13 protein-coding genes are annotated in these 15,118 nt (G+C 67.2%); 10 read left to right on the top strand and 3 right to left on the bottom strand.

Annotated elements, in window-relative coordinates:
* The first annotated feature begins 2 nt into the window (after window positions 1-2).
* From eda to FY030_RS14395, 6 genes are all read left to right on the top strand, one after another.
* Window positions 3-644, top strand: coding sequence for a bifunctional 4-hydroxy-2-oxoglutarate aldolase/2-dehydro-3-deoxy-phosphogluconate aldolase (gene eda / locus FY030_RS14420; RefSeq protein WP_158062228.1), 642 nt, complete (start codon window positions 3-5; stop codon window positions 642-644).
* 60 nt (window positions 645-704) lie between these two features.
* The gene (locus tag FY030_RS14415) at window positions 705-1,652 is read left to right on the top strand and encodes an SIS domain-containing protein (RefSeq protein ID WP_238348427.1); all 948 of its coding nucleotides are present in this window, start codon (window positions 705-707) and stop codon (window positions 1,650-1,652) included.
* A 273-nt stretch (window positions 1,653-1,925) separates the two neighbouring features.
* Complete coding sequence (locus FY030_RS14410) at window positions 1,926-3,002, top strand: sugar ABC transporter substrate-binding protein (RefSeq protein ID WP_192498627.1); 1,077 nt, start codon at window positions 1,926-1,928, stop codon at window positions 3,000-3,002.
* Between the two features lie 221 nt (window positions 3,003-3,223).
* On the top strand, window positions 3,224-4,123 hold the full coding sequence (locus FY030_RS14405; RefSeq protein WP_238348684.1) for an ABC transporter permease: 900 nt from the start codon (window positions 3,224-3,226) through the stop codon (window positions 4,121-4,123).
* Window positions 4,120-5,643 carry a sugar ABC transporter ATP-binding protein gene (locus FY030_RS14400; RefSeq protein WP_158062225.1) on the top strand — a complete coding sequence of 508 codons (1,524 nt, stop codon included), beginning with the start codon at window positions 4,120-4,122 and terminating at the stop codon, window positions 5,641-5,643. The genes FY030_RS14405 and FY030_RS14400 overlap by 4 nt, the downstream gene beginning before the upstream one ends.
* On the top strand, window positions 5,643-6,638 hold the full coding sequence (locus FY030_RS14395; RefSeq protein WP_158062224.1) for an ABC transporter permease: 996 nt from the start codon (window positions 5,643-5,645) through the stop codon (window positions 6,636-6,638). The genes FY030_RS14400 and FY030_RS14395 overlap by 1 nt, the downstream gene beginning before the upstream one ends.
* An 85-nt stretch (window positions 6,639-6,723) precedes the next feature.
* Here FY030_RS14395 and FY030_RS14390 read toward each other — a convergent pair whose 3' ends face one another.
* On the bottom strand, window positions 6,724-7,479 hold the full coding sequence (locus FY030_RS14390; RefSeq protein WP_158062223.1) for a FadR/GntR family transcriptional regulator: 756 nt from the start codon (window positions 7,477-7,479) through the stop codon (window positions 6,724-6,726).
* A 70-nt stretch (window positions 7,480-7,549) separates the two neighbouring features.
* Between FY030_RS14390 and FY030_RS14385 the strand changes: the two genes are divergently transcribed.
* The 4 genes from FY030_RS14385 (at window position 7,550) to FY030_RS14370 (ending at window position 12,352) form a co-directional block, all read left to right on the top strand.
* On the top strand, window positions 7,550-9,091 hold the full coding sequence (locus FY030_RS14385; RefSeq protein WP_238348418.1) for an acetyl-CoA carboxylase carboxyltransferase subunit alpha/beta: 1,542 nt from the start codon (window positions 7,550-7,552) through the stop codon (window positions 9,089-9,091).
* Between the two features lie 76 nt (window positions 9,092-9,167).
* Window positions 9,168-10,223 carry a TRAP transporter substrate-binding protein DctP gene (dctP, locus tag FY030_RS14380; protein ID WP_158062222.1) on the top strand — a complete coding sequence of 352 codons (1,056 nt, stop codon included), beginning with the start codon at window positions 9,168-9,170 and terminating at the stop codon, window positions 10,221-10,223.
* A 3-nt stretch (window positions 10,224-10,226) separates the two neighbouring features.
* The gene (locus FY030_RS14375; protein WP_158062221.1) at window positions 10,227-11,000 is read left to right on the top strand and encodes a TRAP transporter small permease subunit; all 774 of its coding nucleotides are present in this window, start codon (window positions 10,227-10,229) and stop codon (window positions 10,998-11,000) included.
* Window positions 11,000-12,352, top strand: coding sequence for a TRAP transporter large permease (locus FY030_RS14370; protein ID WP_192498626.1), 1,353 nt, complete (start codon window positions 11,000-11,002; stop codon window positions 12,350-12,352). Before FY030_RS14375 ends, FY030_RS14370 begins: the two co-directional genes overlap by 1 nt.
* A 152-nt stretch (window positions 12,353-12,504) precedes the next feature.
* Here the strand turns inward: FY030_RS14370 and FY030_RS14365 are convergent, their stop codons facing one another.
* Both FY030_RS14365 and FY030_RS14360 read right to left on the bottom strand, forming a co-directional pair.
* The gene (locus tag FY030_RS14365; protein ID WP_158062220.1) at window positions 12,505-13,644 is read right to left on the bottom strand and encodes a lipopolysaccharide biosynthesis protein; all 1,140 of its coding nucleotides are present in this window, start codon (window positions 13,642-13,644) and stop codon (window positions 12,505-12,507) included.
* 58 nt (window positions 13,645-13,702) lie between these two features.
* Complete coding sequence (locus FY030_RS14360) at window positions 13,703-15,112, bottom strand: O-antigen ligase family protein (protein WP_158062219.1); 1,410 nt, start codon at window positions 15,110-15,112, stop codon at window positions 13,703-13,705.
* Window positions 15,113-15,118 lie beyond the last annotated feature (6 nt).

The following is a 15,118-nucleotide window of genomic DNA, read 5'->3' as shown; positions in this document are numbered from 1 at the left end:
CCATGAGCACGGCTACGACCCTCACGATGGAAGAGATCTGCCGGATGAGCCCGGTGGTGCCCGTCGTCAAGGTGCCGAGCGCTGAGGCCGCGGTGAGCGTGGCCAAGGCCCTGGTGCGAGGCGGGGTGCCCGTCATCGAGCTGACCCTGCGCACCCCGGCTGCGATCGAGGCGATCCGGGCCATCGCGGCGGAGGTGCCCGACATCGTCCTGGGCGCCGGCACGGTGACCACCCCGGAGCAGGTCACGCTCGCTGTCGAGGCCGGCGCGCGGTTCGTCGTCTCGCCGGGCTCGCCGGCCGACCTGCAGGACGCCGTCCTGGACGCCAACGTCCCAGCTCTGCTCGGCGCGGCCACCACCACCGAGATGATGCAGCTCGCGAACCGCGGGTGGCGCACCATGAAGTTCTTCCCCGCTGAGGCGGCGGGCGGCGCCACCTACCTGGCCAATGTGCGCGGACCGCTGCCAGACCTGCAGTTCTGCCCCACCGGCGGGGTCAACCGGAAGAACGCCGCGGACTACCTCGCGCTCGCGAACGTCGCCTGCGTCGGGGGCTCGTGGATCACGCCCGAGGCCGCCATTGACGCGGGGGACTGGGCCACCATCGAGAGGTTGGCCGGCGAGGCGGCACAGCTTGGTGGCTGAAAGCTCCCCCTCCCCGGGCCGCCCCCAGCGCTACGATGCCTTATCTACAGGGGAGAAGTGATGACTGCGAGTCCCAATGGCGGGAGCCCGATGGTCGAGGAGATGCCCCTCCTCGAACGGATCCGAGACGCGATGCCCAGCCTGCGCAAGTCCGAGCAGAAGGTCGCCCAGGTGGTGCTGGCCGCTCCGGCAGACATCCTTGGCTACACGATGGCCGCGGTGGCCGACGCCGCCGGGGTGTCCGAGCCGACGGTCATGCGCTTTGCTCTGCGGCTCGGCTACGACGGGTTCCAGGCCTTCAAGCTTGACCTCGCCCAGGTGCTCGCCCTCGGGGTCCCGGTCACCTACTCGGGCATCGAGCCTGGTGACTCCGTGGAGACGATGGCGCAGAAGGTGTTCGACCACACCATCAGCAGCCTTGACCGAGCCCGTAAGACCTACGACCCCGAGGCGCTCTCCAAGGCCGTCGACTATCTGGCCGCGGCAACCTCCGTGACGTTCATCGGCTTCGGCGCCTCAAGCATCATCGCCCAGGACGCGGAGCAGAAGGGCGGGTTGTTCGGGGTGCCGTGCTCCGCCCCACTCGATGCCCATCAGCAGGTCATGGCGGCCTCGATGTGCGAGCCGGGCTGCGTCTTCTTCATCATCTCCAACACCGGCAACACCGGCATCGTCCTCGAGGTCGCCGAGCTGGCCCGGCGCCATGGGGCGACCATCATCGGCCTGACGGGGGGTCAGACGCCGCTGGTGCCGTTCTGCGACGTTGCGCTCATCGCCAAGACCTACGAGGACACCGAGGTGTTCACCCCCATGGTCAGCCGTCTCGCCGGGCTCGTCGTCATCGACATCCTCGCGACGGCCGTGGTGGTCAAGAAGGGGCCCCAGCATCTCGACCGGGTGCGGACGATGAAGCGCGAGCTTGCCCGGTTCCGGGCGAGCAAGACCTCCATGGACGGCTGGCATCCCGGTCCCGAGGGAATTGTTGACGGCGGGACCAGGAAGGCTTGACACCCCTTCAGCAGTAGGTAGTATCACTACATGCTCTCTCGGTGCAGAGGGAGAGACATGGCGCACCTCCGGTTGGCCCCGACGCGGGCGGGCCCGAACGCCCGCCTGGATGACCAGCACCACCCTCAGGACCTCTCCGTTCCGTTCCGGGCAGGCCCTAGTCCTCTCCCCAGAGGCTCGTCGCCACCCCCGGTGCCCCGACTGGCCCCACCAATGATGTTGGAGGTAAGAGTGTTCTCCCTACGCAACTCACGAAAGCGCACCCGCACGGGCGTGTCTGCCGTCGCGGTCTTCGCGGCCCTGTCCCTCGCCGCATGCTCCTCGGGCGACGGCGGGTCAGACGGCGCAGCCACCGGCACCCCGGACGGTGACTCGGGTGATGACGTGCAACTCGTGCTGGCGATTCGTTCTCTGTCCAACCCCTACCACGCCAACTGGGTCGAGGGAGCGGAGATCTTTGCCGAGTCCGTCGACAAGGACCTCACCGTCCTCAGCGATGACGGTGACTCTCAGAAGCAGCTCTCCCAGATCCGCTCGCTCATCGCCTCCGGTCAGACCATCGCGCTCAACGTCGACCCGAACACGTCCTCGGACACTCAGGCCATCGTGCGTGCGGTGACCGACGCGGGCGGGTACGTGGTGACGCAGTGGAACAAGCCCGACGACCTGCTGCCGCCGGACGTGGGTGACAACTGGGTCTCGCACATCTCCTTCGACGGCGACGAGAGCGGCTACCAGATCGCGACTGCGCTGTTCGAAGAGATGGGCGGCGAAGGAGGCATCATCGCCCTCCAGGGCATCCTGGACAATGTCCCTGCGCAGCAGCGGTTCGCCGGTCTGCAACGGGCGCTCGAGGAGTACCCCGACATCGAGCTGCTGGACGATCAGACAGCGCAATGGGACCGCAACACCGGTTACAGCGTCACTCAGACCCTGCTGACCAAGCATGGTGAGGACGTCCAGGGCATCTGGGCAGCCAACGACAACATGGCACTCGGCGCACTGGAGGCCCTGAAGGCGGCCGGTCGCGGTGGGGGCGAGGTGCCCATTGTGGGCGTCGATGCGGTCCCCGAGGCGCTGGACGAGATCAGCTCCGGTGAGAACGGCTACCTCGCCACGGTCACGACCGACGCATGGTGGCAGGGTGGGGCGCCGCTCGCGCTCGCCTACCAGGCAGCCATCGGAGAGTACGACGTCGCCGACGCGAGCGATGAGCAGCGGGCCTTCTACGGCACGCAGTTCCTGGTGACGCAGGACAACGTCGACGAGCACATGTCGGCGCCGACGGCCGAGGAGCTGCAGCCCGACCTCGATGACCCGTTCCTTCGCAGCGTCGGGCCGATCGAGTAACTCCGTTCCTCGTTGTGCCGAAGAAGTAGTGCCGTCCGCGGCTACGTCCCTTGGCCGCGGACGGCACTGACGAAAGGTAAAGGATGTCGCAAGACCTGCAGACCCCACAGAGTCCGGCAGGGTCCCCGGCCCCGGCGGCACCCCCGTCGAGGCAGTCCAGGAGGGGCTGGGCGCGCCGCCTGATGAACGTCGGTCCGCCGGTCGCGCTGGTGGGGCTCTTGATGTTGTTCACTCTGTTGAGCGACCGGTTCTTCACCGCGGCCAACCTGGGCGGGATCGCGGACCAGACATCGATCCTGCTCGTCATGGCAGTGGGTATGACGTTCGTCATTCTCCTGGGAGGGATCGACCTCTCTACCGAGGGCGTCATGGCGACGTCGTCGATGGTCGTCGTGCTGCTGGCGGCCAACGACCGCAATGACAACGACTTCGGCCTGCTGGCCGTCCTCGCCGGCGTCGGTGTCGGCGCCATCTTCGGACTGGTCAACGGGGTGCTGCATACCCGGCTCAAGATTCCCTCGTTCATGGTGACGCTGGGTGTCGGGGCTATCGGCATGGGAATCGCCACGGTGCTCTTCGCCGGCCGCGCCCCCCGGCTGTTGGATGAGGGGGTTCGTAGCTGGGGTCTGGGCCAGTGGTTCGGGCTCTCCAAGCTCGTCTTCATCGCGTTGTTCATCGTCCTCATCGGTTACGGCATCCAGCGCTTCACCCGGGCCGGCCGCTACGCGTACGTCATTGGTGGCGATGAGGCGATTGCCCGCTTGTCCGGTATCTCGATCCCGAAGTACAAGACCTTGGCATTTGTGATCTCCGGGTCGGCCGCTGGGCTCGGCGGGGCCATGGCCTCGATGCGGCTCGGGGTGGGGGACGTCCAGATCGGTGCCGGTCAGATGTTCGCCACCATCACCGCCGTCGTCATCGGTGGCACCCTGCTCGCCGGCGGCCGCGGAGGAGTGCTGCACACCGTCGTCGGTGCGCTGATCATCGCAACCCTGGCCAACGGGCTCATCCTGGTCGGCGTGCAGCCGTACATCCAGGTGTCTCTGCAGGGCGCCATCATTGTCGTTGCGGTCGCCGCCACTGGCTGGCATCTGCGGAACAGGACGCGGGTCATCAAATGAGCGAACCCGTGATCTCCCTGCAGAATGTGTCCAAGAGGTTCCCCGGCGTCCTCGCGCTGGACCGCGTCAGCATGGACATCCGACCCCACGAGGTCGTGGGCCTGATCGGCGAGAACGGTGCCGGGAAGTCCACGGTTCTGAAGATCCTCTCCGGCGTCTACAGCCCCGACGAGGGGGCGGTCGAGCTGCGTGGAAAGCCGATCAAGCTGCGCAACCCGCGGGACGCGGCCAACGCCGGCATCGGAATGGTCCACCAGGAGCAGTCGCTCATCGGCACCGTGTCGGTCGCGGAGAACATCCTGCTGGGCGCCGAGGGCTCCTCAGTCCGCGGTGGGGTGTACCGCTGGGGTGAGATCAACCGGCGCGCGCAGCGGCAACTGGACAAGATCCAGTCGTCGATCAAGCCGACCGACAAGACCGAGTCCCTGACCTTCGCCCAGCGTCAGCTGGTCGAGCTGGCCAAGGCGCTGGGCGTCGAGGAGCGCTCGGCCCACGAACCGGTCATCATTCTCGATGAGCCCACCTCGGTGCTCGACGGTGAGGACCTGGAGACACTGTTCGAGCAGATCGAGCGGCTGCGCTCGATTGCCTCGGTAGTCTTCGTCTCCCACCGACTCGACGAGGTCCTGCGCGTCTCGGACCGCGTCTACGTCATGAAGGACGGCCGCGTCGTCGCCGAGCGGGACCCCAAGACGGTCGACGTCGACGAGCTCTACCGGCTGATGGTCGGAAGAGAGTCGAGTGGCGGTTACTACCGCGAGGACGAGCAGCAGGAGATCACCGAGGATGCCCCGGTGGTGCTCGAGATCAACCGGCTCAACCGGGCCGGGTCCTTCCGTGACGTCAGCCTCAAGGTCCGCGCCGGCGAGGTCCTCGGCCTCGCCGGCGTGCTCGGCTCCGGACGCGAAGCACTGTGCCGCAGTCTTTTCGGCGCTGAGCCCTTCGACTCTGGGGAGGTGCTACTCCGGGGCTCCCGGGTGTCGTTCGGCTCACCACCGGACGCCGTCGATGCCGGTATTGGCTACATCCCCGCCGAGCGGCGGACCGAAGGCGTAGCCATGGGGTTGTCCGTGGAGGAGAACATTGTGCTTGCTGACCCCAGCACTGTGAGCACGGCGGGCGTCGTCGTGCCCTCGCGGCGCTCAGCGCTCGTGGCGGAGTGGACCGAGCGGCTGAAGATCAAGACCCCGACACCACATGTCGACGTCGCCAATCTCAGCGGTGGGAACCAGCAGAAGGTGGCCTTGGCCAAGTGGCTGAGCTCGCCAAAGCTGAAGGTGCTCATCCTCGACCATCCGACCCGAGGGCTCGATGTGGGGGCCAAGGAGGACGTGTTCACGTTCGTCCGGGAGGCCTGCGCCGCAGGGTTGGCGATCATCCTGCTCGCGGACACGCTCGAGGAGACCATCGCGCTGAGTCACCACGTCGTCGTGTTCCGTGATGGTGCGGTGACCGCTGAGTTCCCCGCGGCTCCGGGCAACAAACCGACTCAGATTCAACTTGTGGAGGCGATGGTCTGATGGCTCAGACGGAGGTGGAGGTCGCGACACCGGATCGTCGCACCGGCCGCGGGGCCGTATCCAGAGGCAGGCTCGTCACGGCGCTCCCGATGGTCATGCTGATCGCCCTCGTCCTCGCGGTGAGTGTGCGTGAGCCCACGTTCTTGAGTGGCCCCAGCCTGAGCACGCTGGCAGAGAGCTCGGTGCCGATCATCCTGCTCGCCCTCGGGCAGACTTTTGTCATCCTCACCGGGGGTATCGACCTGTCGGTGGCCGTGCTCGCCTCGCTTGGCACGATCCTGCTGGCGTCGTGGATCGACACCATGGGCGTGGCGGGCATCCTCCTCATGATCGCCTGTATCACGGGGGCCGGTCTGCTCAACGGCGTCATCTCCGCATACGCGCAGATCCCGTCGTTCGTGGTGACCCTGGGCGCGATGGGGCTATGGTCCGGGGTGGCGCTGGGCCTCTCGGGCGCCTCGACCATCTCGATCGGCGAGAACTACCCACTCATCGGTTGGCTGACCGGCTCGAGGTTTGCCGGGGTGGCGCTGGGCTTTTGGGCGACGATGCTCGGCGTCGTGCTCGTGCTCGTGCTCATGGCCTTCCTGGCCCGGGGCAAGTCGCTGCACACCATCGGGCTCGCGGAGCGAGCAGCCCTCATGTCGGGGATCCGCACACGCCGCGTGCGCGTCCTGGCGTTCGGTGCCTCAGGGTTCTTCGCGGCGATGGCGGCGATCGTGCTGTCCTCCTCCCAGTACAGCGGCTCTCCGACCCTCGCGGACGCGCTGCTGCTGCCCGCGATCGCTGCGGTCATCGTGGGCGGCTCGGCGATCACCGGTGGCATCGGCGGCCCTCTGCGGACGGTCGTGGGTGCGTTGATCATCGGCGTGCTCCGGGTAGGAATGAGCATCCTGGGCGTACCGCCGGCGTACGAGCAGATCGTGTATGGCGCCTTGATCGTCGTAGCTGTAGCGCTTTCGATGGACCGGTCCAGGGTCCGCGTCGTCAAGTGAACGCGTCCGAGGGGCTGAGTGCGGCATACCTGACGGGCTGCTCGCAGAGCAGGCAGCCCGTTCCTGGCCGCCCACGGCCCGGTGATCAGGTCTCCTGCTGCTCGGCTGAGGTGTAGGACAAGAACGCGACGTCGGAGACCAACGCGATGTGCTCCGTCATCGCTGCGGCGGCGGCGGTGGGATCCTGGCGACGGATCGCCTCGGTGATGCTCTCGTGCATGCGCAGGGAGTCCTGGGGGCGCCCGGGCTGGGAGAGCGACTCGATGCGGCTCTCCAGGATGAGCTCGCTGATCTCAGCCATCAACCGGGCCAGCACCACCGAGTGCGCGGCCCGGGTCACCGCTTCGTGGAAGGCGCGGTCGCCCTCCAGCGCCCGCTCGCCCGCCTGCACCTCGGCCCGCATCTGGGCGAGCGCCTCGTCGATCAGCTGCATGTCCTGCTCGGTCCGACGCTCGGCGGCGAGCCAGGCGAGCTTGGCCTCCATGGCGGAGCGGGCGTCGATGATGTCGGGCAGTGAGTCCTGGTGCTCGCGCACCGCCCGGACCAGCGTGTCGCTGGCCCCGGGCAGCTGACGGATGGTTGCCCCCTCGCCGTGCCGCACCTGGACGATCCCCACCACCTCCAGGGCGACGAGGGCCTGGGCCAGGGAGGCGCGGCTCACGCCCAAGGCCTGGGCCAGCTCACGCTCGGCGGGCAGCTTGTCGCCAGGGGCCAGCCCATGCTCGGCAATGTGGTGGTGCAGCTCCTGGACGATCTGCTCATACAGGCGGGGCCTGGGCAGTTGGGTCGGCCGCGGCGTCGTTGCCGCTGGCACCCGGGCGGTGTCGTCATTGGCACTCATGGCGCCACACTCTATTGACAAGTGTCTTACTTGCCTATTGGCTAGGCCACTGGTCCACGAGGGAGTGACGATGACAGAAACGAGCCAGGCCCGGCCGGGTCCGAGCATGACCCGCCTACCGGCACTGGAGGTGCTCACCACGGTGCTCGACCCGGGCTCCTTCCGGTCCTGGGACCAGCCCGTGACGCAACCCCAGCTGGGGGAGGAGTATGCCGCGGCGCTGCGCAAGGCGCACGAGCGCAGCGGCGTCGACGAAGCGGTGATCACCGGCGAGGGGCTCCTCGACGGGCGCCGGGTCGCCGTCGTGGCCGGGGAGTTCGCCTTCCTGGCCGGCTCCATCGGGCTGGCCGCCAGCGAGCGGCTGACCGTCGCGATCGAGCGGGCCACCCAGGAGGGTCTGCCGCTGCTGGCCTCCCCTTCATCAGGTGGCACGCGGATGCAGGAGGGGACACCCGCCTTCCTGCAGATGGTCAAGATCGGGCAAGCCGTGATGGCTCACCGCCAGGCGGGCCTGCCCTACCTGGTCTACCTCAGGCACCCCACCACCGGCGGCGTGCTGGCCTCGTGGGGCTCGCTGGGCCACCTGACGGTCGCCGAGCCGGGCGCCCTGGTCGGCTTCCTTGGGCCACGGGTCCGCGAGGTCATCCACGGGGAGCCCTTCCCTGACGGTGTCCAGGTGGCCGAGAACCTGGCGCGGCGGGGTGTCCTCGATGGCGTGGTCCCTCTCGAGGACCTCCGCGGGCTGGCGATCGCCGCGCTGCACGTGCTCACGGCGCCGCAGGAGCCGGTCCGCTCCGCGAGCCGATCCACGACGGGACCGGCCCGGCTGCCCGGGGTGGCCGAGGAGAACTCCGCCTGGGCGTCCGTCGAGGCGACCCGGCGCCCGGGCCGTCCCGGGCTGCGCGAGCTCCTTGAGCACTCGGCCGACATCTTCATCCCGCTGCGCGGCACGGGGTCCGGGGAGTCCGACCTCACCGTGATCCTCGGGCTGGCCCGCTTCGACGGGGTCTCCTGCGTGCTCGTGGGCCAGGACCGGCGGGCGCAGCGAGACGCCTACCTGGGCCCTGCGGCGCTGCGGGTGGCACAGCGAGGCTTCCAGCTGGCCGAGGAGCTGTCGTTGCCCGTCGTCACCGTCATCGACACCCCAGGGGCCGACCTGTCCCCGGAGGGGGAGGAGGGTGGCATGGCCGGTGAGATCGCCCGCACCTTGGGTGCCCTCGCGACCGTGCGTGTGCCGGTGGTCTCGATCGTGCTCGGTGAGGGCACCGGAGGTGGTGCCCTGGCCCTGATGCCGGCTGACCGGACGGTCTGCGCCGAGCATGGCTGGATCGCGCCGCTGCCGCCTGAGGGTGCCAGCGCGATCGTGCACCGCTCGGGGGAGCGGGCGGCCGAGATGGCCGAGCTGCACCGGATCCGTGCCGTCGACCTGTTCCGGATGGGCGCGGTGGACGAGATCGTGCCCGAGCACCCGGATGCAGCCGACGAGCCGCACGCCTTCAGCCAACGGGTCGCCCAAGCAGTGGTCGACCACCTCGCCGATCTGCTGGCGATGCCCGCTGAGGAACGCCTGGTCATGCGGCGCGCCCGCTACCGCAACCTCGGCAGTGATTGACGGCCTACCGAGGGCCCTCTAGAGTCCTCTAAATGGATGGGCCACTAGGCCACCAACCCAGTCAAAGGAGACTCTCGTGACCCGCAAGGTGTTGTTTTCGCTGGCCATCAGTTCCGGACTGCTTCTTGCCGCGTGCGGTGGGGGCTCCAACGACTCCCCGGCGGGCGGCGAGGCGGCCGGGTGTGAGGACGTGACGCTGCGCCTGTCCCACCAGTGGCCCGAGCCCACCGGAGATGACGGCGACTTCCGCTCCCAGATCGCCATCGACTTCAAGGAGAAGGTCGAGGAGGCCACCGACGGCTCCGTCTCGGTCGACATCTTCCCCAACAGCACCCTGTCCAAGGCCACCGAGCAGTATGACGCGATGCGCGCCGGCTCGATCGACATGTCGGTGTTCCCCCTGGACTACGCCAGCGGTGTGGTCCCCGAGTGGGGGATCACCCTGATGCCGGGCCTGGTGAGCAACCACGACCAGGCGCAGGCGTGGGAAGACTCCGAGATCGGTGACTGGGTCGAGGAGAACATGGAGGAGAACGGCGTGAAGCTGCTCACCTGGGTGTGGAACGCCGGCGGGATCGGCACCAAGGCCGACCAGCCCATCGTGACCCCCGACGACATGCCGTCGGGCACCACCATGCGAGCGGCCGGCACCTACGTCGAGCACATGCTCGCCGACGCGGGAGCCGGGATCTCCAGCCTGCCCTCGAACGAGATCTACACCGCGATGCAGACCGGCGTGCTCGACGCCGCCGTCACCTCGACCGGCTCGTTCGCCTCGTTCAACCTGCAGGAGCAGGTGGCGTCCTACACCAGCCCGACGGAGAACACCTTCTGGTTCATGTTCGAGCCGCTCATCATCACCACCGAGACCTTCGAATCCCTCTGCGAGGAGCAGCAGGAGGCCGTCGAGACCGCGGGCGCGGACCTGCAGGAGTACGCCTACCAGGCCTCCCGGGAGGACGACGCGCGGGTGGAGCAGATCTTCACCGACGCGGGCGTGAACGTGGTCACCATGGACGATGCGGCATACCAGGAGTGGGTCACCCTGGCCGAGAAGCAGTGGGCGTCCTACGCCGAGGACATCGAGGGTGGCCAGGAGCTGATCGACATGGCACTCGAGGCTGGGAACTGATCGGTGGATCGGGAACCCAACCTGGGGAGCACACCCGCCCCACCTCTCGACCGGCCTGAGCCGTCACTGCTGACCAAGGCGCTGACGTTCCGGTGGGCCACGTGGCTGTCCGAGCTGACCGGCTACCTCAGCGGTGTCGCACTGGTCGCGGCCACCTTCGTCACGGCCCACGGCGTCTTCGTCCGGTATGTGCTGCGGGAGTCGACGATCTGGCAGACCGAGACCACGATCTACCTGATGATGTTCGTGACCTTCGTGGGTGCGGCCTACGGGCTGAAACACCACGCCCACGTCGGGGTGGACCTGTTGGTGGAGCGGGTCGACGGGCGCGCCCGGTTGGCGTGGAAGCTGGTCACCAGCGTCCTGTGCCTGGCGGTCGTCCTCGTCGTCCTGTGGCTTTCCTTCCAGATGTGGCACACCGCGTGGCAGGGCGGGCACCGCTCGGCCACGGCCTGGCGTGCGCCGCTGTCCATCGCCTACGCCATCCTGCCGATCGGCATGCTCCTCGTGGCGCTGCAGCTCGTGGCGATGATCATCGAGGGCATCCAGGGGCTGCGCGGGCGGATCCCGCTGTCTGAGGTCTCGCTCATGCGCGCTGCCACCGAGCTCGCGCACGCCCAGACGCACATCGAGGTCGTCGAGCTCGCGGAGGCCAAGGAGGCTGCGGATGAGGCGCGGGCAGACGCGGCTCGGGCAGACGCGGACTCCGAGTCCCAGCCCGAGCCCGAGCAAGGACCAGCGCGACCAGGTCGGGCGACGGAACGAGGGAGTGACTGATGGCTGACCTGGACTCGCTGGTCCAAGGGCTGATTATTGCCAGCTTTGCCGTGCTCCTGTTCATGTCAGGTATGCCGATCGCCTTCGCCCTGGCGATCACCGCCCTCCTGTCCGTCTTGGTGTTTCTCGGGCCGGGGCAGTTCGACCTGTTCGGGAAGATGGTCTTCGACTCGATCAACGACTTCGGGTTGCTGGCCATCCCGCTGTTCGTGCTGATGGGCAACCTCTTCGGCGGCTCGCAAGCCAGCCGGCAGCTGTTCGAGGCCGGCGAAGCCTGGCTGTCCCGCATCCGAGGTGGTCTGGCGATGAGCTCGGTGGCAGCGTCCACCATGTTCGCCGCGCTCACCGGCTCCAGCCCGGCCACGGCTGCAGCGGTGGGGCGGGTGGCCATCCCGGAGATGGAGAAGCGCGGTTACTCCGCCAGGGTGTCCACCGGCGCCATCGCGGCCGGAGGCACGCTGGGGATCCTGATCCCCCCCAGCGTCACCCTGATCCTCTACGGCATCGCCGCGGAGCAGTCGATCGGGCAGCTGTTCGCCGCCGGCATCGTCCCCGGCATCGTGCTCGCCCTGATGTTCTGCATCTGGGTGTTCATCGCCCAGACGTTGGACATGCGCCGCGCAGAGTCCGAAGGAGTCAAGACCGGCGGCCAGGCATTCGCGCGTGCGGTGAAGCGCTACACGTGGAACGAGCGGTTCACCAGCCTCCTGAAGGTCATCCCCTTCGGCCTGCTGGTCGCCGCGATCCTCGTCGTGCTCTACCGCGGCATCGCCACCCCGAGCGAGGCGGCGGCCATCGGCGCGCTGCTGGTCGGGATCATGGTGCTGGGCATCTACCGCGGCCTGACCGGCCGGGGCCTGATGGACGTGCTGCTGGACACGACGAACCAGAGCACGATGATCCTGCTGATCACGGCCTTCTCGGCGGTGATCGCCACGGTGATGAGCTATCTGCGCATCCCGCAGGACCTGGCCGCCCTGGTCTCGGAGATGGAGCTCAACCGGTGGGTCGTGCTGCTGATCATCAACGTGGTCCTGCTGGTGATGGGCATGTTCCTGCCGCCGGTGTCGATCATCGTGATGGTCACCCCGATCCTGCTGCCGCTGATCATCAGCCAGGGTTTCGACCCGATCTGGTTCGGCATTGTCATGACCATCAACATGGAGATCGGGCTGATCACCCCACCGGTCGGTCTGAACCTGTTCGTCCTGAAGGGGATCGCTCCACATATCCCCCTGAAGGAGATCCTGATCGGCTCGGCGCCCTACATCGTCGTGATGGGCCTGGCGATTGCGCTGTTCTCGATCTTCCCCGAGATCGTGCTCTTCGTCCCTGAGTTGTTGTATCAGTAGCCGGTGACGCCGGCGCAGGAGAACGAAGGCTCCCAAGAGGTGATCGCACCTCTGGGGGGCCGCAGTTCGAGCAGGGGGAGGCGCCCGGTCACGGCCTAGGTAGGTGCTGACGTGCAGCAGCACCGGGGCCCCCGTCTTCGAGTCGGATCAACTCAGTCCCTGCCGCCGGCGCAGACGCGGAGGAAGAGCACCAGACTCTTGGCGAAACTGACCACAGAGACACTCACGGCGGCGCCCGTTGCGCCTCCCCACGCGGCACCAATGAAGATCGCCAACACAAGGATGACCGCGAACACGAGAGCATTCGCGGCCACGAAGCGCTCCCGGCCAGTGCCTTGCAGCAGAGCATCGAGCGGGGACGTCAGGGCAACGAACGGCAGCCCCAGGATGAGCGCGGCCAAAGCCGGGGCGGCACTGGCAAACTCCTCGCCGAGAATGAGCGTGATGAACGGGCTGAGAATGAAGGCGAGGGGCACCGCTAGGACGAACAAAACCAGCGCGCCAGCCCCCATGGACAGGGCAACACGATAGACAGTCCGGGGGGTGGAGCGAGCGGCTCTGGGGAGCACGACTGCGGCCAGAGTGGACGCCACCAAGGAGAAGGGGGCGATGAGCTTGGACGCCCCTGCATAGAAGCCACCAGTTGCAGCAGAACTCACCAGACCCACGATGGCGACATCCAGGGAACGTGACTGGTTGCCGATGTCGGTGACAGCGAAGAACGAGGACTGTCGGACAACGGTAGCGGCGCCCTTGGCGTGCCGGACGCGTATCTGGAGCCCGAGAGTGGCGAGCCGTAAGCGCATATGGATCTGTCCTGCCACGGGGCCAGCAACTGCGGCTAGGCAGTAGGCGGGAACAGCCGGCCAGCCCCCGAGCAGGGCGACGAAGAAGACGGCCGCCGTCGTCATCCGTCGCAAGAGCACCGAAACGGCGGGAAAGACCCGTTCGCCGTCTGCGATCGGAACACCCACGGCCGCGTCAATGTTCTTATCAAGGGCTTGCCCCACAACGATGAGCGTCAGAAGGCCAGCTAACTCGGCGTCGAACGGGCCCAGAAACGTGGCCGCGATGGCGATCAGGGCTCCCAGGGCGGCGGTCGCGACGTTGAGGAGCAGTGAGGTCGACACCGCGGCGGCGTCCCCTACCGCGCGAGCACGGGGAACGTAACTCGCGATGCCGAGATCGCACACGATGAACCAGAACAGGACCGCGCCAGCGAAACCGACGATGGTCCCGTACTCGGCCGGACCAACGGAACGAGCCAGGGCGATCCCGACAATGGCCTGCACAGCAGCAGCTGAGAGCCGTGAGGCGACGATGAAGGCGAACTGACTTCGGGCCGATGACCTACCTTCGCTGATGGCTAACCCCTGCGTTGTGCGCCTTGTCAGGCGGTGTGCATCCGGCCGGCCCGGGCGTATCCTCCGTCGAGGCTGATCGGCCAGCTGAGGCCGAGTGGTGCTCTGGTGGACCAGCTATGACCAGGAGGAACAGCACGCCCATGAAGGCATGAAGGGGCAAGAGGGACTCGATAGCGTTATATCCAGAGATGGCCACCACGAACGCGACGATGGCGCCTAGCGCTGCCAGGTTCCGCGTCCTAAGGCAGTGGGCGAGCAGTACGGCGATCAAGATAGCGAAAGCCAAGCTACCTGGAATTCCGAGGCTGACGAGAACCTGCAAGGGTGAGCTCTCCACCATCAGTCCTTGGTCGTTCCACGACTGAATTGACTGGTCCGAGGTGCCAGCGCCCGTACCTCGCCAACCAGTTTCCCTTACCGTGGCAAGCGCGATGGAGAGGACCTCAGTGCGCGCAAGGCTCGACGTCGAGGCTTCAAGTGCTCCAGACCGCGTTTGTAGTAAGCCGGTTGAGAGCGCGGCGACACCCATAGCACAAGTGATCACCAGCCCACTTCGGTATCCGGGCAGGTCACCCTTCTTGAACTGTAGCCAGCCGACGAAGAACACCACTGCGGCCGCTGCAGCCACCGCGAGGAGCGCGCCTCGGGATACGGTGACCGTTAACCCAACAATGCTGGCGATGATCCATACCAAGGAACTGCGGTCGATGAGCCAGCGTGCAAGACCTGCCGCAGCCGATGTTGCGAAGAACGTTGCCGCGTACAGGGGATGTCCGAACGACGCATGAGAGCGGTACACAGCCCACTGCTGCTCCACGGGCCGACCCACCAGGGCGTAGAGCGACTCGAACAAGGCATTGCTCTGCAGCAGGAATTCGATGGCGGCGTAAGAGGCAGCGACCAGCGTGACGATCGGCCAAACGCTCCATACGGCCCGCGCCTCCCGCGTGGGGCCGGCGACGAACAGCGGCAGAACCGCGGCCAGGGTCAGGCTGACGATCCAGTTGCGACTCGTCGTAAAGGTGTTGGCGGTAGCCGCATGCATCAAGAGGAACGTGCTCCACAGCACGACAGCCACTCCGGCCGACCTCGCGATCATGACTAGGACTGGTGAACGCCCGGAGGGGACGCGACGCAATGCCTTTCGTAGCGCCCAGGCGAATAGCGCCAACGCGGCCGGCGACGCTCCGTTCAGATACCCGACCGCTTGCTGCGGCACCGCAACGAACAGGATGAGCGCCATAGCAGGCAGGTACGGCACCGGAACCGCCGCAAGTAGAACGCCGAACGCCAGCGCAGTCACCAGCAGACCAAGTTGGACCGGGGAGTTCGGAGACACGACCTCGACGCCTACCGCCGCCGCAAGAAAGATGGCGAGGCCAGCAGCAATCCTCATGAGGAG

The organism is Ornithinimicrobium pratense, from assembly GCF_008843165.1.
GTDB lineage: Bacteria > Actinomycetota > Actinomycetes > Actinomycetales > Dermatophilaceae > Ornithinicoccus > Ornithinicoccus pratensis.
The sequence above is the reverse complement of the archived record's forward strand: the minus strand, read 5'-3'. Positions and strand labels throughout refer to the sequence as shown.